Origin of the sequence: Pseudomonas sp. CFBP13508 (genome assembly GCF_005233515.1) — a bacterium.
GTDB lineage: Bacteria > Pseudomonadota > Gammaproteobacteria > Pseudomonadales > Pseudomonadaceae > Aquipseudomonas > Aquipseudomonas mercuritolerans.
On the sequence record NZ_QFZZ01000013.1, the window covers coordinates 1 to 21,805 of the forward strand.

Here is a 21,805-nt window from a genome sequence, read left to right on the forward strand (position 1 = left end):
TCGATGATCAGTCGAGAACTATCGCTCCTGACGGAGCGTTAGTCGAGATACAAGGAGCTGCCGAAGGCTGCGATCTTTTGATCTTGATTTTTTGAAGATCAAAATCAAAAGATCGCAGCCTTCGGCAGCTCCTACAGGGGGGGCACTCATCAGATGCCTTTGAAGATCCCCGGACGCCGCTCCACCAACGACCTGACCCCCTCCCTGGCATCTTCAGTGGCGAGCAACTTCTTCACCAGCGCCGGTAACGCCTGCGCCGCCGCTGTCTCACCCTCATAACGCGCCTGTCTCGCTGACATCAAGGTCGCTTGCACGCCCAGTGGTGCCTGCCGGGCAATCCGTTCGGCCAGCTCGATCGCGCGGGGCAGCAAATCTTCGCTGGCCATCACTTCCTGGACCAAGCCCAGATGCAAGGCATCGTGGGCATCGAATTCATCGCCAGTGAGCAGCCAGCGCATCGCGTTGCCCCAGCCAGCGATCTGCTGGAAACGCAAAGTCGCGCCGCCAAACGGAAAGATCCCACGCTGCACTTCCATCTGCGCGAAGCGGGTATTGCTCGCGCACAGGTTGATGTCCGCCGCCAGCATCAGCTCGATGCCGATGGTCAGGCAGTAACCCTGCGCGGCGACGATAACCGGTTTGCTCACCCGTGGGCCGACGAAAACACCCCAGGGATCGCAACCGCCGCTCGGAACCTGCCAGCCTTCGGCCAGTGCGGCGCTGGCATTGACCAGATCGAGTCCGGCGGTGAAGTGCTCGCCATGGCCGAACACCACGGCGACCCGCGCTTCGCGGTCGGCTTCGAATTCGCCGTAGGCCAGGCTCAGGTCGTTTAGCAGGTCGATATCGAAAGCGTTGCGCTTGGCCGCCCGATCAAGGCCGATCAAGTGCACATGACCACGACGTTCTCGGCTGACGCGGCCGGCGCAGGGCTGATTCATGGCTAAATCCTCGAGCGGGAAGGGCGGGTGCGCGGCGCTTTGCCGCAGATCGGTGAACCGTTTAAGCGTCATCGCCCGCAGGGCCGGGCCTTTGCAAAATAGACCGTTGCGCGATTATCCGCAAAACCCCGTTACACGGCGGTGACACCCGGATAAGGGCCACAAAAAAAGCTCCCTTTTCGGGCGAAATCCGGTATAGTGCGCGCCGGCCTTTAACCGGGCCGCGTTTAGGTAGCGCATTTCCCGAAGTCAGCTTCGGCTGCATGTCCGCATTGCGGGCTCTTCCTTGACGATTCATCTTCATTCATTCGTTTTCGCAAATCCCCGCCGACAAAGCTGCCAGGGCGACTCTTGAGTCTCAACACGGCATGCGCAGCTTTGGAGCATGGGTCTTTGCGGATGCACTTAGAGGCAGACCCATGACCCAGGAAACCGGCGGATTCGCCGCTTTTAATCTCAACCCGAATATTCTTGCAGCCGTCGCAGCGACTGGCTACGAAGAGCCTTCGGCGATTCAGCAGCAATCGATCCCGATCATCATGGCCGGCCAGGACATGATTGGCCAGGCGCAAACCGGTACCGGTAAAACCGCCGCGTTCGCACTGCCTATTCTGCACCGCATCGATCCTGCCAAGCGCGAACCGCAAGCCCTGATCCTGGCGCCGACCCGAGAGTTGGCGCTGCAAGTAGCAACCGCTTTTGAAACCTACGCCAAGCAAATGCCAGGCGTCACCGTCGTGGCTGTCTACGGCGGCGCGCCGATGGGCCCGCAACTCAAGGCAATCCGTAATGGCGCACAGATTGTTGTCGCTACTCCGGGTCGTCTGTGCGACCACCTGCGTCGCGACGAGAAAGTCCTGTCGACTGTGAACCATCTGGTTCTCGACGAAGCTGACGAAATGTTGAAGCTGGGCTTCATGGATGACCTGGAGGTCATCTTCAAGGCTCTGCCATCGACCCGCCAGACCGTGCTGTTCTCGGCGACCCTGCCGCAGTCGATCCGCGCCATTGCCGAACGCCACCTGCGCGATCCGCAACACGTCAAGATCCAGACCAAGACCCAGACCGTTACCGCGATCGAACAGGCTCACCTGTTGGTTCACGCTGACCAGAAAACCTCTGCCGTGCTCAGCCTGCTGGAAGTCGAAGACTTCGACGCGCTGATCATGTTCGTGCGCACCAAGCAAGCGACCCTGGACCTGGCCAGCGCCCTCGACGCCAAAGGCTACAAAGCCGCCGCGTTGAACGGTGACATTGCCCAGAACCAGCGTGAGCGCGTGATCGACTCGCTCAAGGATGGCCGTCTGGACATCGTTGTCGCGACCGACGTTGCTGCCCGTGGTCTGGACGTTCCGCGCATCACTCACGTATTCAACGTTGACATGCCGTACGACCCGGAATCCTACGTGCACCGTATCGGCCGTACTGGCCGTGCCGGTCGCGAAGGTCGTGCACTGCTGCTGGTGACTCCACGTGAGCGCCGCATGCTGCAAGTGATCGAGCGAGTAACCGGGCAGAAAGTTGCCGAAGTACGCCTGCCAGACGCTCAAGCCGTTCTCGATGCTCGCATCAAGAAACTGACCAACAGCCTGTCGCCGCTGGTCGCTGATGCCGAATCGACTCACGGTGAGCTGCTTGATCGCCTGACTGCCGACATCGGTTGCACCCCGCGTGCACTGGCTGCTGCGCTGCTGCGCAAGGCTACCAACGGTCAAGCGCTGAACCTGGCCGCGATCGAGAAGGAACGTCCACTGGTGCCGAACAACGCACCGCGTGGCGACCGTCCTGAGCGTTCCGGTGATCGTCCTGATCGTGGTGACCGCGAGCGTCGCGCGCCAATGCCTTTGGGCGAAGGCCGTGCTCGTTGCCGTACCGCGCTGGGTGCGCGTGACGGTATCGCTGCGAAAAACCTGCTGGGCGCCATCCTCAACGAAGGCGGTCTGGCCCGTGAAGCGATCGGTCGCATCCAGGTGCGTGACAGCTTCAGCCTCGTCGAGCTGCCGGAAGAAGGTCTGGAAAAACTCCTGACCAAGCTGAAGGACACTCGCGTTGCCGGTAAGCAGCTCAAGCTGCGTCGCTACCGCGAAGATTGATCCGCCCTTGGGTTGATTGATCGCACAGAAAAAATCCCCGACTGGTTCGGGGATTTTTTTTGCCTGTTCATTGGCTACTGTGGGAGCGAGCCTGCTCGCGAAGGCCTCAACCGAAGCGATAAATATCCATACCCAGCGCCCCCATCGTGAAACCCTGATGCGCCACGCTGAAAACCCCGCCAGCACCGCGAGCAAAATACAACGGCAACAAATGCTCATCACTGGGGTGACTGCGCACGGCATTCGGCGCCTGCTGGCGATAATCATGCAGCGCCGTTTCATCGTCGGCCGCCAGCTTGTCGATCATCCAGTCACGAAAATCCCGCGCCCACGGTTCAATGCTTTCCGGGCCGGCATGCCAGTCCAGCTCGCGGAGGTTGTGGGTGATGCTGCCGGAGCCGATCAACAGAATGCCTTGCTCACGCAGGCTCGCCAGCGCACGGCCAACCCGGGTCTGCAACGCCGGCCCGCCACGACTCGGCAACGAGACTTGCACCACCGGAAGGTCGGCCTGCGGATACATCAACGACAGCGGCACCCAGACACCATGATCAAACGGTCGTTGCGGATCGAGCCGCGCCGGCAGGTCATTGGTGTTCAACCGCTCAGCCACCTCTGCGGCCAGTTGCGGATTACCCGGGGCCGGGTACCGAACCTCAAACAGCGCACGGGGGAAACCGCCGAAGTCGTGCCAGGTTTCCGGATGCGGGTGGCTGCTGACCAGCAGTTCCTGGCTTTCCCAGTGCGCCGAGACGATGACGATGGCTTTGGGGCGTGGCAGTTCAGCGGCCAGTCGCGCCAGTGCCGGGCCGCTGGCACCGGGCTCCAGCGCGAGCATCGGTGAACCGTGGGAGATAAACAGGCTGGGCAACATGGACGGGCTCCTGAGCGCTAAGATGAGCCATCTTCAGTCAGATCATCGATCTGAATCCAATATAAGTTTCTGCGGTTTTTCATCGGTTTTTCGGGAGTGATCCATGCAGCCTGAGTTTTGGTACAAGAAATGGGATTCGAACCAGATCGGCTTTCACCAGTCCGAGGCCAACCCGTATTTGCAGCGCTACTGGCCGGAGCTGGCGATTGCACCGTCGGCGCGTGTGCTGGTGCCGCTGTGCGGCAAGAGTCTGGACCTGCTCTGGCTTGCCGGGCAGGGACACCAGGTGATTGGGGTTGAGCTAGCGGAAAAGGCTGTCGAGGAGTTTTTCAGCGAACATCAGTTGCAACCGCAGATCAGCGAGCAGGGCGCATTCAAGGTTTATCGCACTGTTGCGTTCGAGTTGTGGTGCGGTGATTTTTTTGCGCTGACGGCAGAGGATGTTGCCGGTTGCACCGCGCTGTACGACCGCGCCGCGCTGATTGCCTTGCCGGACGCGATGCGCCAGCGCTACGCGGCGCATCTGCAGCAGTTGCTGGCGCCAGAGATGAAGGGGCTGGTGATTACCCTGGATTACGATCAGACGCAGATTCCGGGGCCGCCGTTTGCGGTGAATGATGATGAGGCGCAGCGGCTGCTGGGCCAGGGTTGGCAGCTGGAGAAACTGGAAGAGCGGGATATTCTGGCTGAGAGCCCGAAGTTTCTGCAGGGCGGAGTTGAGTGGTTGGTGGAGCGGGTTTATCGGGTTTCTTCCAGATAGTTTTTTGTTAGCAGCTCCGGCGTCTTCGCGAGCAGGCTCGCTCCCACAGGGGAATGCATTTCAAAGGTGGGAGCGAGCCTGCTCGCGAAAGGGACTTTGCTGACAACGCATGATCTGGAGATACAAAAAAAGGCCCGCATCGCTGCGGGCCTTCTTTTTCACTTCGGTCAAATCAACCGCGACGACGCAGTGCGTCAATACGCTCTTCCAGCGGCGGGTGGCTCATGAACATGCGGGCGAAGCCCTGTTTGATGCCACCGTTGATGCCGAAGGCGTTCAGGGTGTCGGGCATGTGCACCGGCAGGCCCTGTTCGGCGCGCAGACGTTGCAGAGCGCCGATCATCGCGCTGGTACCGGCCAGGCGGGCGCCGGCTTCGTCGGCACGGAATTCGCGCTTGCGCGAGAACCACATGACGATTGCGCTGGCGAGGATGCCCAGCACCAGTTCGGCGAAGATGGTCGCCACGTAGTAGGCGATGCCCTGACCTTCTTCGTTCTTGAAAATCACCTTGTCGACGAAGTTGCCGATGATTCGCGCGAAGAACATCACAAAGGTGTTCACCACGCCCTGGATCAGCGCCAGCGTGACCATGTCGCCGTTGGCGACGTGACCGATTTCGTGGGCCAGTACGGCTTTCACTTCATCGGGCGAAAAACGCTCAAGCAGGCCCTGGCTGACCGCGACCAGCGCGTCGTTCTTGTTCCAGCCGGTAGCGAAAGCATTCGCTTCGTAGGCCGGGAAAATCCCGACTTCAGGCATCTTGATCCCGGCTTCGCGGGACAATTGCTCGACCGTTTGCAGCAGCCATTGCTCATGACGGGTGCGTGGCTGGCTGATGATTTGCGTGCCGGTGCTCATCTTCGCCATCCACTTGGAGATGAACAGCGAGAACAGCGAGCCGGCGAAACCAAAGACCGCACAGAAAACCAGCAGCTGACTGAGGTCGAGGTCGACCCCGTTGGCCGCCATGAACCCGTTGAAGCCGAACAGGCTCAGGGTGATGCTGGCTATCAGCACGACCGCCAGGTTAGTGGCCAAAAACAGCAGGATGCGCATCATGGTTGTAGAACTCTCCTCAAGCTAAAGATGTAGCGTACTGCGGGGTATATAAGGTGCGGCACCGGGCTATTCAACCGAGTGACTATTTCAAACTGTGTCCTACAGCGGTTTCCTGAGCAAAAAGAAAATTCCCACCCTCGATTCCGACACGGATGACACAGCCTTGCGCCCCGCCGCCATTAGGTCAGACACGTCTGTACGGCTCGCATCGCAAGTGTAGAAGGGCTGCAAAAGCGCGGAACAAAGATGTGTTGCTGAATCAGACAGTGCGCAACAGCCAATTCGTTGCGCACTGCTGGCCCATTACTGGCGGTAGGACTTGAGGAAGTTGCCGATGCGGCCGATGGCCATTTCCAGATCATCGACGCGGGGCAGGGTGACCACGCGGAAGTGATCCGGCCACGGCCAGTTGAACGCTGTGCCCTGGACCACCAGCAGCTTCTCGGAAAGCAGCAGATCAAGCACGAATTTCTCGTCGTTATGGATCGGGCAGACCTTCGGGTCGATTTTCGGAAACGCGTAAAGCGCGCCCATCGGCTTCACGCAGCTGACGCCGGGAATATCGTTGAGCAACTCCCAGGTGCGATTGCGCTGCTCCAGCAGGCGACCCTGCGGCAGCACCAGATCGTTGATGCTCTGGTAGCCGCCCAGCGCGGTCTGGATCGCGTGCTGGCTCGGCACGTTGGCGCACAGGCGCATGTTGGCCAGCATGTCGATGCCTTCGATGTAGCTTTGCGCGTTGTGTTTCGGCCCGGAGATGGCGATCCAGCCGGAGCGGAAACCGGCCACGCGGTAGGATTTCGACAGACCGTTGAAGGTCAGGCAGAGCAGGTCCGGCGCCAGCGAGGCAGTGCAGATATGCACGGCGTCGTCATAGAGAATCTTGTCGTAGATCTCGTCGGAGAACACCACGAGATTGTGCGCCCGGGCGATTTCCAGCATGCCCAGCAACACTTCCTTCGAATACACCGCACCGGTCGGGTTGTTCGGGTTGATGATCACCATGGCCTTGGTGTTCGGAGTGATCTTGGCCTTGATGTCGGCGAGATCCGGGAACCAGTCGGCGCCTTCGTCGCACAGGTAGTGCACAGCGTTACCGCCGGCGAGGCTCACCGCAGCGGTCCACAGCGGATAGTCCGGAGCCGGCACCAGCACTTCGTCGCCGTTGTTGAGCAGCGCCTGCAGCGACATCACGATCAGCTCGGACACACCGTTGCCCAGGTAGATGTCTTCGATGCCGACACCTTCGACCTGCTTTTGCTGGTAGTACTGCATCACCGCCTTGCGCGCGCTGAACAGGCCTTTGGAATCGCTGTAGCCCTGCGCGGTCGGCAGGTTGCGGATCACGTCCTGAAGGATTTCGTCCGGCGCTTCGAAACCAAACGGCGCCGGGTTGCCGATGTTCAGCTTGAGGATGCGCTGGCCTTCCTCTTCCAGTCGTTTGGCGTGCTTGAGCACCGGGCCGCGAATGTCGTAGCAGACGTTGGCGAGCTTGTTCGATTTGCTGAACTGCATGGCGATGTGATCCCGAAAATGAACGATCCAGGCGGCAAATGGACAACCGTACTGGGATTGCTGCGTCTTCGCACAGGCGGAGGTCTGGCGCTTTTGCGCTCAGAATCCGTTTGAATGCGCCCGGTCTGGCTGCCAGACTGGCGCGTGACGAGGCGCAATCATACGTGCCGCCCGATCCGTGGAAAAGGTACAGATCGGGCTTTTTCAGCCGCTGAGGTGTGATGATGGAAAAGTTGCAGAAAACCCTGGAAGAGTGGAAGGCCATGCTCGACCCCGAGCAGTACAACGTCTGCCGTCTGAGTGCCACCGAGCGCCCGTTCTCGGGCAAATACAACGACACCAAAACCGACGGTGTCTACCACTGTGTCTGCTGCAACGAGCCGCTGTTCGACTCCAAGACCAAATTCGACTCCGGCTGCGGCTGGCCGAGTTTCTATCAGCCGATCGGCGAAAGCGCGATGACCGAAATCCGCGACACCAGCCACGGCATGATCCGCACTGAAGTGAAGTGCGCGCGCTGCGATGCGCATCTGGGGCACGTGTTCCCGGATGGCCCGCCACCGACCGGCCTGCGTTATTGCATCAACTCGGTGTGCCTGAACCTCGAGCCCCGCGAATAACCGAAACAGGCGACATTGCGTCGCCTTTTTTATCGAGCAATTAGATTGCGCACGATTCAATTGCTCGTTATGTTTGTGCCTTCCTCACCATTGCGGAGCTGACCGATGAGCGACAACCTGCTGAATATCCCGTGCACTACCATCAAGGGTGAGCAAAAGACCCTGGCCGATTTCGCCGGCAAAGCGGTGCTGGTGGTCAATACCGCGAGCAAGTGTGGCTTCACTCCGCAATACAAGGGCCTCGAAGAACTCTGGCAGACCTACAAGGATCAAGGGCTGGTGGTACTGGGTTTCCCTTGCAACCAGTTCGGCAAACAGGAGCCGGGCAATGAGGGCGCCATCAGCGAGTTCTGCGAACTGAATTTCGGCGTCAGCTTCCCGCTGTTCAAGAAGATCGACGTCAACGGCGCCGATGCTCACCCGCTGTTCGTGCAGTTGAAGAAGCGCGCCCCGGGCCTGCTCGGCTCGCAGGGCATCAAGTGGAATTTCACCAAGTTCCTGATCGGCAAGGATGGCCAGTTGGTCAAGCGTTTCGCCCCGACGACCAAACCGCAGGACCTGAGCGGCGAGATCGAAGCTTTGCTGAAATGAGTCAGCCGGGTGATTCGCTGAAGCTCGACAACCAGTTGTGCTTCAAGCTGTACGCGGCCTCGCGGGCGGTGATTCGTGCCTACAAACCGATGCTCGATCAGTTGCGCCTGACCTACCCGCAGTATCTGGCGATGCTGGTGCTGTGGGAATGGCAGGACGCGGCGCCGGAGCAACCGACGGTCAAGGCCTTGGGCGAACGTCTGGCGCTGGATTCGGGCACGTTGACGCCCTTGCTCAAGCGCCTGGAGCAGATCGATCTGGTCCAGCGTCGGCGCTCGGCGCGGGATGAACGCGAAGTGCATTTGAGCCTGACGCCAGCAGGGCAAGCATTGCGCGAGCAGGTTGGGCCACTGAAAGGGCGCCTGCTCTGCGACAGTGGCGTTGATCTTGACCGGCTCAACGACTTGCGCGCCGGCCTCGATCATTTGCTCGGGCAAATCAAAGCGCTGACGTAGTCGGCATCCACTGGTCGAGCAGCGCGGCGAGTTCTTCGCGGCGAAACGGTTTGGCCAGATAGTCGCTCATGCCGGCCGCGCGGCAACGTTCGCGTTCCTCGGACATGGCATTGGCGGTCAGCGCAACAATCGGCAGATTCGGCCAGCGCCCGCTCTGGCGAATTTGCCGACTGGCTTCATAGCCGTCCATCACCGGCATGTTGCAGTCCATCAGCACCAGATCGAAGTCGGCAAACTCCAGCTGATCCAATGCTTCGGCGCCATGGCCCGCCACCACCACATCGCAGCCAAGCTTGCCGAGCATGCCTTTGGCGACCAGTTGGTTGACCGGGTTGTCCTCGACCAGCAGCACCTTGCCCCGACGCGCGGACGGCGAGGCGTCCGCTTGCGCTTCGGTGAGGGCGGCGACCTCCGGTTGCAGAATCCGTCGCAGATGCTGGTACAGCGCGTTGCGCGCCAGCGGCCGGGCTTGCTGCTGCAAGGGGGCGAGGGCGGCGGCTTCTTCGCTGGGCAGAAAACTGCCGTAGGCAGTCACCAGCAGAATCGGCGCGGTGATGCTCGGGCGCAAACCGAACAGACACTCGGGGCAATCAGTGATCAGGACGTCAGGATTCAGGCCCAGCAGGGAATCATCGATGGTGCGCTGCGTGTATTCCAGGCCCCACACCGGCAACAGGCTTTTCAGCAATTCCGCCAGGCCACTGCTGGCTGCAGTAATGGCGAGGACCTTGCCACGTAACGGCTGCGGAGGGAGGGCGCGAGTGTGGCAGGGCAGTGGCAGCTCTGCACAGAACTGGCTGCCGAAACCGCTTTCGGAGCTGATGGTCAGCCGACCCTGCATTGCCTCGCAGAGGTTATACGTCAGCGCCAGTCCCAGCCCGGTGCCGCCGTACTGACGGGTGATACCGGCGCCGGCCTGGGTGAACGGCTGGAAGATTTTCACCTGCGCTTCCTGGGCGATGCCGATGCCGGTGTCGCAGACTTCGATGCGCACACCATTCTTGTGCGCCGACAGACGCACATCGACGCGACCGAAGCGGGTGAATTTCAGCGCGTTGGACAGCAGGTTGCTGACGATCTGCCGCACCCGCGTCGGGTCGCCCAGCACCAGCGCCGGGAAGTGCGGCTCGATCAGACAGGTCAGCTCGACGCTCGGAGCGGCATTCTGCGAAAGCAGGTTGGCGGTGTCTTCGATCAGCGAGCCGAGGTCGAAGGGGATGTTTTCCAGCTCCAGTTGCCCGGCGTCGAATTTCGACAGGTCGAGAATATCGTTGAGCAGTTCCACCAGCACCTTGCCCGAGTCGTGGGCGATCGACAGTTGTTGCTGCTGTTCGGCGTTGAGCGGGCCGTCCAGCGACAGCGCGATCATCCCCAGCAGACCGTTGAGTGGCGTGCGGATTTCATGGCTCATGTTGGCCAGAAACGCCGAACGCGCTTCGGCCATGTCCAGCGCCGTGCGGCGTGCCACTTCAAGTTCTTCGTTGGACTGACTGAGGCGGGCATTGATCGCCTTGAGTTCGGCGGTGCGCGCCGAGACGATGTCTTCCAGTTGCGCGAGGTATTCGGTCAGGCGGTTTTCCGCAGTGCGCCGTTGCTGGATTTCTGTGGCGATGTTTTCGAACTGCTGATTGGCGACTTTGACCAGCACGCCGATTTCATCGTTGCCGTGGCCGGCGGGGCACTCGAGCGTGGTCGGCTCGGCACTGCGCGGGTCGCGGCCGCTGAGTTCACGGATGACCCGCACCAGTGGTTTGGTCAGCATCACGTAGAACAGCGCCAGGAGGATCCCGGTCAGCAGCAGACTGCGGGCGAAACCGTTGAGCAGGGTGACTTCCGCGCGGCGTAAGAAGCGGCTGCCGAAGGCATAAGTGTCGACTTCAAGCTTGAGCACGCCGAGGGATTCGTTGGGCAAGTGGTCGAGGTACAGGCGATCTTCGAAATGACGCTTGGCGCCGAACAGGAAGTCGCTGATCAGCCGATAGCTGCTCTGCAGTTCCGGGCGTTTGACGTTGGCCAGCACGGTATCGTTGTTGTCGATCAGTTGCGCGGCGATGATCGCCGGCGAGCGCAGCAGGCCCAGCGTGAGTTCCTGCGCCAGTTCGGCGTCGATGTTATAGGCGATGCGCGAGGCCGGATTGTGGCTGATTTCCAGCAGCGCGAGGATTTCCCGGTTGATGGAAGCGTCTTCGCTGGCATAATCGATGCCGATCTGCAGCAGACTGAGCAGGGTGCCCAGAATGAACCCGACCAGCACGGTAAGCCTGGCTTGCTTGTAAGACAGCCGGTGGGTGAATTTGATATCCATGGGTTGTTGAACCACTTCCGTTTCCCTTCGCTGCTCAAGCATAGTCGATCATGCAGGGATACCGAGGTTCCCGAATCGCCTTGTAACAAGGCTTGCTGAGGCGATTTTATCTGTGTGTCGTCGCTGGATCGTCATCATCACTGTGAAAGTGCCCGAGGAGAAGACGTGGATTCCCGATTGAATGCTTTTCTTGAGCGCGCCGAGTCGGTTCTGGCGCGAATCGAACCACTGTTGCCGGCACCGCGCCCCGTCATTGACTGGACCACTTGCCTGGCGGCGCGCTGGCAGCGTGACGGGCGCAGCGGCTACCTGTTGCCGCTGGAAGTCAGCCTCGACATGCGTCTGTCCGACCTGATCGGCGTGGACCGGCAGTTGGAGCAACTGGGGCGCAACACGCAACAATTTCTCGATGGCATGCCGGCCAACCACGCCTTGCTCTGGGGCTCGCGCGGCACCGGCAAGTCTTCGCTGGTGCGTGCGTTGCTGGCCGAGCATGCCGCTGCCGGCCTGCGTCTGATCGAAATCGAACGCGATCACCTGGCAGACCTGCCACGCGTGGTCGAGCAAATTGCCAAATTGCCGCAACGTTTCGTGCTGTTCTGCGATGACCTGTCGTTCGAATCCGGCGAAGGCGACTACCGCGTGCTGAAAAGCGTGCTCGACGGTTCGCTCGAGCAGGCCCCCGACAACGTCTTGCTGTACGCGACCTCCAATCGCCGCCACCTGGTGCCGGAAAAGGAAAGCGACAACGAAAACTGGAAGCGCGTCGACGGCGAACTGCACCCGAGCGAAGCGGTGGAAGACAAGATCGCCCTGTCTGATCGTTTCGGCCTGTGGCTGTCGTTCTACCCGTTTACCCAAGAACACTTTCTCAACGTCGTCGAGCACTGGATCGGCCAGTTGGCCGCCAAGGCCGGCCTGAGCTGGCAGCGCGACGAAGCACTGGACATCCTCGCCGTGCGCTGGGCCACCGGCCGCGGTAATCGCAACGGACGTTGCGCGTATCAATTCGCCCGCTACTGGGTGGGACTGAAATTGCTGGAGCACAAGGCATGATTGATTTGCAACAAAGCGGCCAGGGCCTCGAAGGCTACGGTATGTTGGCTGCGCAACTGGAATCGCTACTGGCGGACGAGCGCGATTTCATCGCCAATGCCGCGCAGTTTTCCGCGTTCCTGTTCAACCAGCTCGATGATCTGAACTGGGCCGGTTTCTACCTCAATCGCAACGAAGAGCTGGTGCTCGGCCCGTTCCAGGGTCAGATCGCTTGCGTGCGCATCCCGTTCGGGCGCGGTGTTTGCGGCGCTGCTGCTGCCAGCCTGCAAACCCAGCGCGTCGAGGATGTGCATGCTTTCCCGGGTCACATCGCCTGCGACAGCGCCTCGAACAGCGAACTGGTTGTGCCGTTGGTCAAGGACGGTCGACTGATCGGCGTGCTCGACCTCGACAGCCCGAAGCTGGCGCGTTTCGGCGCCGAAGATCAGGCCGGCATCGAGCAACTGGCGGCGATTTTCCTGCGCCTGACCGACTGCTGATCAACCGCTGAGGCCAGCCTTGTGCAACAGGCTGGCCGTATCCACGCTGTCGATTTGCGCGGGATCGAGAAACCGCGTCGCGTACTGCATGTACACCCCCTCGTTGATAAACAGGCCAAACAACGGAGCATCGATGTGCGCTTCACGGCACATGGTCGCCATGATTCCCAGCGCCTCGCTCAACGACTTGGCTTTCTTGTAAGGGCGGTCGGCGGCGGTCAGCGCTTCGAAAATATCGGCAATCGCCATCATCCTCGCCGGCAGGCTCATCTCCTCGCGTTTCAGCCGTTTCGGATACCCGGTGCCGTCCATTTTTTCATGATGACCGCCGGCGATCTCGGCAATGCTGTCCAGGTGGCCGGGGAAGGGCAGGTGGCTGAGCATCATGATGGTCTGCACCATGTGATGGTTGATGATGTAGCGCTCTTCGCGGGTCAGCGTGCCACGGGCAATCTTCAGGTTGTACAGCTCGCCGCGGTTGTACTTGTACGCGGGTACATCGAGTTTGAAGCCCCAGGGATTGTCCTCCGGGATCAGTTCGTTCTTGTCGCGTTCGATCAGATGCTCGGGTTTGTCGGCCAGCAATCTTTCACTGACGGGCAGCCTCGGCGCCGGTGTTTTTGCCTGGCGGCGGTTTTCTTCCCAGGACACACCGAGGCGATCATCAAGTGTGCGCAGCCATCTGCGTTGCGCGACTTGCTCGAGGCGTTGCAGATCAGCCTCGGCCATGGCCTCGCCACCGAGATTGCAGCGGGCGACAAAGGCGAAGTCGTCATCGAGCATCAGCAACTCACTATCACGGGTGCGGGCCAGCGCCGCTTGATCTGCACCGTTCGCCAGCGTCTGCCAGTAGTTGATCCACACGTCACGCTTGAGCACCTCGAAGCGGGTGCGGATTTCGTGGATGCGGTCGTTGATGGTCTCGAGTTTGGTGGCTTTGTCGACCACGTATTCCGGCGTCGTGACCTTGCCGCAATCGTGCAGCCACGCTGCGATGTGCAACGCCTCCCATTCATCCTCGCTCGGTTGGTAAGCGCTGAACGCCGGGTCCTGGCTCGCCGCAGCAGCCTGGGCGAGCATCAGCGTCAATTCCGGCACCCGCTGGCAATGGCCTCCGGTGTACGGGCTCTTGGCGTCGATCGCGCTGGCGAGCAGTTGGATGAAGGCGTCGAGCAGCTGTTTTTGCCGGGCCTGCAGACGCTGACTTTCAATGCTCACCGCCGCCGCACCGGACACCGCCTGCAAGAAGGCGATACGGTCGGGGCGCAGCTTTTCCAGATCGCCCGGCGCGCCGCTGTCATTGATCAGCAGAATCAGCAGGCCGATGGTTTCGTCGTGCTGGTTGTGCAGGCGGATCCCGATCAGGTGAATGCGCGGTGAGTCCATCGCCAAGAGGATTTGTTGCAAGTCGCCGGCCTGATCGAAACCCAGATGGCTGACAGTATTGTTGGCGCTGGCCAGTTGCTCGAACCAGGCCGGGCCGGTGTTTTTATGCAGCTCACGGCCCTGAATGTCGAACGCCTCCAGCGCCTGCGGCACGCCATTGATCACCAGCCCGTAAGGTTCCATGCGCGCGCCGTCGGCTTCGCGCAGGTAGATCAGACCGGCCTGCGCCTGAGCGATCTGCACGGTTTCGAACAGCACGCGTTCGAGCAGCGGGGCAAAACGGGTTTCGGCGCACAGGCTGTCGGTGATGCGGAAGAAACTGCCCAGGGTTTCTTTCATCCGCGCCATCGACAGGCTCAATTGATCGACTTCCAGTACGGGAGAGCGGCGCGCCAGCGGAGAACTGAAGTCGAAGCTGCGGATCGCGTCGGCTTCCTTGACCAGGGCATGCAGCGGCTTGACCAGAATCCGCGAAATCACCCAGCCCAATGGCAGGCACAGCAACAGGATGGCCAAGGTGATCAGCGCGCCTTGCCAGCGCATGCGCAAAGCATCTACCAGCAATTCGTCTTCCGGCACCAGCAGCGCCAGTTGCAGACCTTTCGGCCCGCCTTCCTCGATGCTGGTGCGCGCGACGATCCATTGCCGGTCGTTTACTAGCAGACGCTTGCCGATATTGTCGGAGCTGAGCAGCGCGTTCAGCTCAGGGCTGAAATCGGCGGCTCTGGCCAGACGCGCAGTGCGGTCATCGACGATCAGGCGATGGCTGTCGGGGTAGGCCACGGCGTTGCCGTCGGTGTCGTACAGCGCGATCTCTGTCGAGGGCGTGACCCGATGTTTGCCCAGGGCGGTCGACAGCGAAGCGAGGGTCAGGTCGGCGCCGATCACGGCATTCTCGCCGCTGCGCCGGGCCAGCGTGGTGCCGACATTGTGGGTCGAAAAAAATACATAGGGCTCGGTGGTGATCTGCCCGGCCTTTTGCAGGGCGTCGCTGAACCAGGTCCGGCTGCGCGGATCGTATGGCTCTTCGGAATGTTCGCGGCGGTTGATCGGTGTCAGGGCCTGATCGAAGAACAATGATTGCGAGCGCACGGTGCCTTGCGGCTCGTGCTCGATGCTCCAGACCTGATAGGCCGCCGCTTCCGGCGCCTGAAGCTGTGCCTTCAGAGCCGGCGTGCGCAGCGCGCGCACCATGAAGAAATCACCATTGGCGTAACCCAGATACAGCGACGCCAGCGCCGGGTTATCGGTGAGCGACTGGCTGAAGGGTTTGAGTAACGGCAGGCGTTGTTGCAGATCGCTGGCCTGGGCCGCCGGGGTGTCCGCCAGCAGGCTCAGCAGGTTGCGGATCGGCTGATAGGTTGCCTGCAGATCGAGGCGTACATCCTGTTCGATGCGGTCAAACAGCTTTTCGCTGCTCGACAGGATGATCTGCGTGGTCTGGTGGTAATTGAACAGGCCCAGCACCACGCCCGTAAGCAACAGGAGAAAGGTGAACATGACGCTGATGTGCACGTGCAGCGGCAACCGGCGTTGCTCGGGGCGCAGTGGGCTGTGCATTGCAGGCTCTCCATGAATGTTTAACTCACTGCTCAGCGCCCAAGCATAGTTAAGACTCGCTCACTGTGCCTTGATCGGCCAAGGTCAATTGATCCTGCAAGGCTTGCTCCAGTTCGAGCATGGCCTGGCTGGTTGCCGCCCAGCGACGGGCAATCTCCTTTGACGCGAGCGCTTGCTGACAAGCTTCCTCAAGGGCATCGCAACATTCGATCAATCGTGATGCCTGCGCGATGCGTGCGGCGCCCTTGATCTTGTGCGCGACCACTGCCAGCGCTTCGCGATCATCCTCGGGCGAGAGCCTGAGCAGTTCCTCGCGGTCGAGGCGGCTGCTTTTGAGCAATTCAACCAGCATGCGGCGGGTCTGCGCCGGGTGGTTGCCGGTCAGCAGGCTCAGACTTTGCAGGTCGAATACCAACGCGGATGAGGCCGGCGTGATGCCGTCGATCCACTGCCCGAGCAACGTCAGACTCAACGGTTTGAACAGGCAGTCGTTCATGCCGGCAAGCTTGCAACGCTGGATTTCTTCGGGCTGGGCATTGGCGGTGAAACCCAGCACGGTGCACGGCCGGCGGCGATTTTGCAGTTCAAGCTGGCGGATGGCGCGGGTCATCTCGTAGCCGTTCATCAAGGGCATGTTGCAGTCGACGATCACCAGATCGAAATGATCGGCCTTCCATCGTTCCAGACCGCTGCAGCCGTCCTCGGCAATGCTGAACCGATGGCCGAGAAACTCCAGTTGCTGACACATGAGCAAACGGTTGGCCGGATGGTCGTCGACAACCAGGACATGTAACGGCGTTGCCGATGGCTTGATCAACGGTTCGCTTTTCGGCGGATTGGCTTTCACCGGCACGCTGTCCAGCGGCAACGAGACGCAGACCTGAGTGCCGATACCGGGCTGGCTGCTCAACTGCAGTTGCCCGCCCATCATTTCGCACAGATTGCGACTGATGACCAGGCCCAGGCCGGCACCGTTTTTTGCCTGTTGACTGCCGTTACTCGCCTGCGAGAAGGGCTCGAACAAGCGCTGTTGATCTTCGGCGCTGATGCCTGAGCCACTGTCCTGCACGGTCAGTTGCATCAATGCTCGACCAGCAGCGTCTGACGAGATCAGGTCGAGGCTGATCCGCACGTGGCCAGACTCAGTGAACTTGATCGCGTTGCTGACCAGATTGGACAGCACCTGCTTGAAGCGCAGCGGATCCAGATACACATCAACGGCCGGGTGCGGCGGGTTGAAGACGACTTGCAAGGCGAGGTTTTTCTGTCGGGCCAGGCCGTCGAAAATGCGTGCAACGGACGTCACCGTATCGACCAGATTGATCCATTCCGGGCACAGGCTCAGGCGCCCGGACTCGATACGCGCAATGTCCAGAATATCGCCGATCAGCCCCAGCAGATCCTTGGCCGAATGGTAGGCGGTGTCGATCGAAGCGCGATCGGGGTGCTGCGGTTCAATGCGGCGCAGGGTCAGTTCGAGCATGCCGATCACGGCGTTCATCGGCGTCCGGATTTCGTGGCTCATGGTCGCCAGAAAGGTACTCTTGGCTCGGTTCGCCTCGTCCGCCTGCTCCTTGGCCGCGCGCAACTCTTCGAACAATTGGCGGCGCTCACTGATGTCTATCCAGCCGCCGATAATGCCTTGAACGTCGCCGCTGGAGTCGCGATAGGGAAGAATCCAGTGGTAAATCGTCAAACGGCGGTTGCCGATGTGCAGGGGGCGGTCGAGTATCAAGGGAGTGCCTTCGGCGATGACTCTCTGGTAATCGGCCTGGAACGCCTGCGCTTCGAAGGCATTGCCGAGTGTGCCTTGCATGACATCTTTGCCAATGATGTCCTCGCGTCTGGCGTTGAACGCCTCGAGATAGCTGTCGTTGCAACTTTGCAGCAGGCCCTGTCGATCCCGGACATAGATCGGGTGCGGCGTACCGTTGACCAGCGACCGCATGAACTCCAGCTGATCGTTCAGCGCACGCTCGGCGGCCTGGCGCTGTTTGATCTGGTGGCGCATGTAGGCGTTCCAAGTCAACAACAGCAGCAGGATCAGGCCGGCGGCGGCAATCACCTGATAGAACAGGCGCTGATAGTTCTGCCAGATGTTCTGGGACGCGGTGGAGTAACCGCGCCAGCGGCCGTTGATCACGCCGAGCTCCTCGGGAGCGATGCTCAGCAGCGCCTTGTTGATGATCGAGGCCAGCTCGGTGTTGTCACGGGCGGTTGCCAGGGAGAAGGCGGCCTGGCTGGTGCCGATCGTGGTGGTGATTTGCAGTGGCCGGTCAAAGATGCGCGAGGAGATGAAATAGTTGGCGATCACCAGCGAGTTGACGGCGCCGTCGACGTGGTTGTCGGCGAGCATCGACACGGCGCTGAAGGTGTCGGGGGTTTCGATCAGTTCGATGCCCGGAAAATTCTCGTGGAGGTAAGCGACCAGCGGATTGCCCTGAGCGATCGCCAGTCGCTTGCCTTTGAGTTGGGCCAGGTTGGTGGGGCTGTCGGCGCTTTTGCGGGTCAGCAGCACATAGGAGTTTTCCAGATACGGGCGACTGAAACTCAGGTTTTTTTCACGTTCTGCGCTGGGCAGCAGGGCGGCGATCAGATCAGCCTTGTGGTTGTCGATCTGCCTGATCATTTCCGCATCGTTGCGACTGCGCTGAACCTCGAAACGCAGGCCGGTACGCAAGCGGATCAGCTCGAGCAGGTCGGCGCTGATGCCGCGAAAATTGCCGGCGCTGTCGAAGAAGGTCAACGGTGCGTAAGCTTCATTGACCACCACGCTGACGATGGGGTGACGCTTGAGCCAGGCCTGTTCGCGTTGGGTCAGTTGCAGTTTTTTGTCAGTCAGCAACATGTCGCTGCCAGCGCTCCAGCGCTTGGCGATGTCGTCGCGCTGGGCGCTTGGCACCGCGGTGAGCACGGCGTCGATGATGCCCAGCAGCTGGGGATTGCTGCGCCTTACGGCAAAGCTGAAGCCTTGCGCTTCCTGTTTGCCGAAATTGGCCATGCGGACGTTGTTGAGATAGCCCTTGTTGATCATGTAATGGGTGGAGAGGGTATCGCCGAGAAACACATCGGCCTGATCGAAGGCGACGGCGTTGATTGCGTTCTGATAAGAGGGGTAGCAAGTAATCAGCGCCTTGGGATACAGCGCCTTGATCTCGGGCAGCGGCAGGTAGTGATAGACCATGCTCAGGCGCAGGCCTGCCAGGCCTTCGGTTAACGAGCGGGCGTCATCCTCGCGCGTCACCAGCACCGGCTGATCGACCGCATAAGGTCTGGAGAGGGCGAGATTGGCATTGCCTGCTTCGTAGCCGTTGGCTGTGCCAAGAAGGTCGATCTGGCCATCGATCAAGGCGCGAATTGCAGCCTCGCGCGAGGGAAAGCGTTGCACGCGAATCGGCAAACCGGTGGCCTGACCAAGAATCCCTGCGTAATCGGCGGTCAGTCCCTCGTAGTCCTGGCCACTGACGGTCATGTCGAATGGCGGGTAATCAGGTGCGGAGGTACCCAGTTTCAGTTCGCTGCGAGTCTGCAGCCATTGCCGTTGTGACGGCAGCAAGACAGTTTGAACGGCCTCGCTGGCCGAGCGGCTGAGCAATGCGTAATCCGGTGAAGCGCTTGGCGTGGCGAAGGCATTGGCGCTCAGATAGAAAACAGCGCTCAAGGCGATCAGGTAGTCCTTTACACGGCTGGGCATGCGGAGTCTCACACGAGTGCGTTGCGTTTGGCCATCTCGATAAGTTCTACAAGGGATCTGGCTTTGAGTTTTTGCATCAGACGCTTTTTATAAGTGCTGACGGTCTTGTTGCTCAGAAACATGCCTTTGGCGATTTCCTTGTTGGTACGTCCTTGGGCAAATAACTGCAATACCATCAATTCGCGGTCATTGACGGATTTGAATAATTCAAGTTCAGCATATCGAGTGTCGTCGCTGCGCACCGGATTAAGCGCTTGGCTGGGGAAATAGTTGTAACCGGAAAGTACCGCTTTGATTGCGCTGACCAGTTCGCTCAAGTCTTCCTGCTTGCAGACATATCCTGATGCGCCGGATTGCATGCACCGGATACCGAACAGCGTAGGACACTGCGCCGTCAGTATGAGAATCTTGAAATTCGAACCCATGGTGTTGAAGCGGGCCAGTACTTCGAGGCCGTCCAGCTTGGGGATGCTGATATCGAGGATGACCAGGTCGGGCATGCATTCTCGGACCATCTGCATGGCGTCGACACCGTTATCGGTCTCACCGACGACCTTGTAGCCTTCATGTTCCAGAAGCATTCGCACGGCGAGGCGGATTACCGGATGATCGTCCACAATAAAAACGGAGTTCATAAAAAGAGTCCCATGCAAGCATGAATAAAGCGCGCACCTTAGCTCAGATGCATGAGCACTCGCATTGACTGGTAGTGTCGCGACTACGTTATCGGATTAATCCTACGCGTAATGAGGAAAGGGACTACGTTGAAATTAGGTTTGACGTAAGGAAGTACGAGTATGCAATTGGCCAAAGATGGAAATTATCCAAGAGCTATTATTGATCTCCGATTATTTGCTGGTGTTTAAGGTCGTGTTTAATTAGTGCAGTTTGTTTTATTGGTCGCATGGGTCAGCGCAGCTGAATCTGACCAGAATCAAAAGCGCGTTATTGCGATACGTGGCGAGGAAACTCAGCGGGAATTCAGCCGGCCAGATCAACGGTCGGCTGAATGCGGCATGCTCAATGACTGGAACGCCCGGTCATTTCCAGTGCCATGTCACTGGCGTAGCTGTCGGTCATGCCGGCGATGAAATCGATCATGCGTAGAAACGAACTGTGCAACGAACCCTGTGGATCCGGCGCGTTATTGCCGAGCAAATCGAGGATGCGCCGGCTCTTGAACGACGGCGTGCGGCCGTTGTGCTGCTCCAGCGCGGCGCCACAGAACGAATTGAGCAGGATCTCCAGCGTCGTGTACGCGCCGATTTCATGCAATGTCTTGCGCTTGTCCTGGAAGATCTTCTTGCGCGCGATGTCCTTGGCGTTCAACACGCAGCGCTTTGCCGGCCCATGCATGTGTTCGACCAGATCACCGTGCAGCGTGCCGGCGAGCAGAGCATCCTGCTGTTCGACAAACGCCCGCGCTGCCGCGTTGGTCAGGTGCTCGATGGCTTTGCCGCGCAGGATCGCCAGTTTACGCCGGCGGGAATCCTGCGGGCCGAGCTGGCGATAGGTCTCCGGCAAGTCGTCACCGACCAGGCCGAGCAGCAGTGACTCGACCTCGGCATATTCGAGCAGATCCATTTCCAGACCGTCTTCGAGATCGATCAGCGCATAGCAGATGTCATCGGCGGCTTCCATCAGGTAGACCAATGGATGGCGTGCCCAGCGCTGGTCTTCGATTTGCGGCAGACCGAGCTTGTGAGCGATCTGTTCGAGCAGCGGCAGCTCGCTCTGATAGCAGCCGAACTTGTGTTTCTTGTAGCCGAGGGAGTCGGCATGGCGCGCGGTCCAGGGGTACTTCAGGTATGTGCCCAGCGTCGCGTAGGTCAGGCGCGTGCCGCCGTCGAACTGGTGATATTCCAGCTGCGTCAGCACGCGAAAGCCCTGGGCGTTGCCTTCGAAATTGAGAAAGTCACCACGCTCGGCGTCGCTCATGCCGTCCAGCCAGCCGCGCCCGGCAGCTTGTTGGAACCAGTGGCGAATGGCGTCTTCGCCGGAATGGCCGAACGGCGGGTTGCCGATGTCATGCGCCAGGCAAGCCGATTGCACGACCATGCCGAGGTCTGCCGGGTCGCACCATTCCGGCAGCGCACTGCGCAAGGTTTCGCCGACACGCATGCCCAGCGAGCGGCCGACGCAGCTGACTTCCAGCGAGTGGGTCAGGCGGGTGTGGATGTGATCGTTGCTGGTGACCGGGTGCACTTGAGTCTTGCGCCCGAGGCGGCGGAAGGCACCGGAGAAAATGATGCGGTCATGGTCTTTGTGAAAAGGGCTGCGGCCGAGTTCTTGCGGGCTGTGCAGCGGCTTGCCGAGGCGTTCGCGGTTGAGCAGGGTAGGCCAATCCAAGGCTGATTCTCTCCGTCAGGTGACTGATTGCACTAGCTTCCCGGTTCGGCCCTGCGCCTGCAAGCGG

Annotated in this window: 16 protein-coding genes; 7 read left to right on the forward strand and 9 right to left on the reverse strand. The window is 60.2% G+C overall.

The genetic code is table 11. The features are described 5' to 3' along the window. Positions 1–149: 149 nt before the first annotated feature. Positions 150–941: a crotonase/enoyl-CoA hydratase family protein gene (locus PspCFBP13508_RS25720; RefSeq protein WP_073472434.1), complete on the reverse strand. Its 792-nt coding sequence runs from the start codon at positions 939–941 to the stop codon at positions 150–152. 419 nt (positions 942–1,360) lie between these two features. Here PspCFBP13508_RS25720 and PspCFBP13508_RS25725 point away from each other — a divergent pair, with 419 nt between their 5' ends. Then, on the forward strand, positions 1,361–3,034 hold the full coding sequence (locus tag PspCFBP13508_RS25725; RefSeq protein WP_016770859.1) for a DEAD/DEAH box helicase: 1,674 nt from the start codon (positions 1,361–1,363) through the stop codon (positions 3,032–3,034). Positions 3,035–3,140: 106 nt separating this feature from the next. Here the strand turns inward: PspCFBP13508_RS25725 and PspCFBP13508_RS25730 are convergent, their stop codons facing one another. Then, positions 3,141–3,908, reverse strand: coding sequence for a class III extradiol ring-cleavage dioxygenase (locus tag PspCFBP13508_RS25730; RefSeq protein ID WP_137216141.1), 768 nt, complete (start codon positions 3,906–3,908; stop codon positions 3,141–3,143). A 103-nt stretch (positions 3,909–4,011) separates the two neighbouring features. On the opposite strand from PspCFBP13508_RS25730, the gene PspCFBP13508_RS25735 reads away from it, so the two are divergent. Further along, on the forward strand, positions 4,012–4,668 hold the full coding sequence (locus PspCFBP13508_RS25735; RefSeq protein WP_137216142.1) for a thiopurine S-methyltransferase: 657 nt from the start codon (positions 4,012–4,014) through the stop codon (positions 4,666–4,668). Positions 4,669–4,840: 172 nt separating this feature from the next. Here PspCFBP13508_RS25735 and htpX read toward each other — a convergent pair whose 3' ends face one another. After that, positions 4,841–5,728 carry a protease HtpX gene (gene htpX, locus PspCFBP13508_RS25740; protein ID WP_007908619.1) on the reverse strand — a complete coding sequence of 296 codons (888 nt, stop codon included), beginning with the start codon at positions 5,726–5,728 and terminating at the stop codon, positions 4,841–4,843. Between the two features lie 303 nt (positions 5,729–6,031). Next, complete coding sequence (locus PspCFBP13508_RS25745; RefSeq protein ID WP_016770856.1) at positions 6,032–7,243, reverse strand: pyridoxal phosphate-dependent aminotransferase; 1,212 nt, start codon at positions 7,241–7,243, stop codon at positions 6,032–6,034. Between the two features lie 224 nt (positions 7,244–7,467). Here PspCFBP13508_RS25745 and msrB point away from each other — a divergent pair, with 224 nt between their 5' ends. The 3 genes from msrB to PspCFBP13508_RS25760 all read left to right on the forward strand — a co-directional run bounded on the left by msrB (position 7,468) and on the right by PspCFBP13508_RS25760 (position 8,909). Then, entirely contained in the window at positions 7,468–7,863 is a 396-nt protein-coding gene (gene msrB, locus PspCFBP13508_RS25750; RefSeq protein ID WP_130911598.1) for a peptide-methionine (R)-S-oxide reductase MsrB, read from the forward strand. Between the two features lie 105 nt (positions 7,864–7,968). Further along, positions 7,969–8,454: a glutathione peroxidase gene (locus tag PspCFBP13508_RS25755; RefSeq protein WP_016770854.1), complete on the forward strand. Its 486-nt coding sequence runs from the start codon at positions 7,969–7,971 to the stop codon at positions 8,452–8,454. Next, positions 8,451–8,909 carry a MarR family transcriptional regulator gene (locus PspCFBP13508_RS25760; RefSeq protein ID WP_130911599.1) on the forward strand — a complete coding sequence of 153 codons (459 nt, stop codon included), beginning with the start codon at positions 8,451–8,453 and terminating at the stop codon, positions 8,907–8,909. The genes PspCFBP13508_RS25755 and PspCFBP13508_RS25760 overlap by 4 nt, the downstream gene beginning before the upstream one ends. Here the strand turns inward: PspCFBP13508_RS25760 and PspCFBP13508_RS25765 are convergent. Beyond that, positions 8,893–11,214: a response regulator gene (locus PspCFBP13508_RS25765; RefSeq protein ID WP_130911600.1), complete on the reverse strand. Its 2,322-nt coding sequence runs from the start codon at positions 11,212–11,214 to the stop codon at positions 8,893–8,895. The genes PspCFBP13508_RS25760 and PspCFBP13508_RS25765 overlap by 17 nt on opposite strands. Before the next feature lie 165 nt (positions 11,215–11,379). On the opposite strand from PspCFBP13508_RS25765, the gene PspCFBP13508_RS25770 reads away from it, so the two are divergent. Together PspCFBP13508_RS25770 and PspCFBP13508_RS25775 are read left to right on the forward strand one after the other, a co-directional pair. Continuing rightward, positions 11,380–12,270, forward strand: coding sequence for an ATP-binding protein (locus tag PspCFBP13508_RS25770; protein WP_137216143.1), 891 nt, complete (start codon positions 11,380–11,382; stop codon positions 12,268–12,270). Then, the gene (locus PspCFBP13508_RS25775) at positions 12,267–12,749 is read left to right on the forward strand and encodes a GAF domain-containing protein (protein WP_016770850.1); all 483 of its coding nucleotides are present in this window, start codon (positions 12,267–12,269) and stop codon (positions 12,747–12,749) included. The genes PspCFBP13508_RS25770 and PspCFBP13508_RS25775 overlap by 4 nt, the downstream gene beginning before the upstream one ends. Here the strand turns inward: PspCFBP13508_RS25775 and PspCFBP13508_RS25780 are convergent, their stop codons facing one another. From PspCFBP13508_RS25780 to PspCFBP13508_RS25795, 4 genes are all read right to left on the reverse strand, one after another. Then, complete coding sequence (locus PspCFBP13508_RS25780) at positions 12,750–15,695, reverse strand: HD domain-containing phosphohydrolase (protein ID WP_137216144.1); 2,946 nt, start codon at positions 15,693–15,695, stop codon at positions 12,750–12,752. It lies immediately after the preceding gene. Between the two features lie 49 nt (positions 15,696–15,744). Further along, positions 15,745–19,389: a transporter substrate-binding domain-containing protein gene (locus PspCFBP13508_RS25785; RefSeq protein WP_130911603.1), complete on the reverse strand. Its 3,645-nt coding sequence runs from the start codon at positions 19,387–19,389 to the stop codon at positions 15,745–15,747. Positions 19,390–19,397: 8 nt separating this feature from the next. Beyond that, a complete protein-coding gene (locus PspCFBP13508_RS25790) occupies positions 19,398–20,024 on the reverse strand; it encodes a response regulator transcription factor (protein ID WP_041478434.1) in 627 nt (208 codons plus the stop codon). 385 nt (positions 20,025–20,409) lie between these two features. Further along, on the reverse strand, positions 20,410–21,738 hold the full coding sequence (locus PspCFBP13508_RS25795) for a deoxyguanosinetriphosphate triphosphohydrolase (protein ID WP_137216145.1): 1,329 nt from the start codon (positions 21,736–21,738) through the stop codon (positions 20,410–20,412). Between the last annotated feature and the right edge of the window lie 67 nt (positions 21,739–21,805).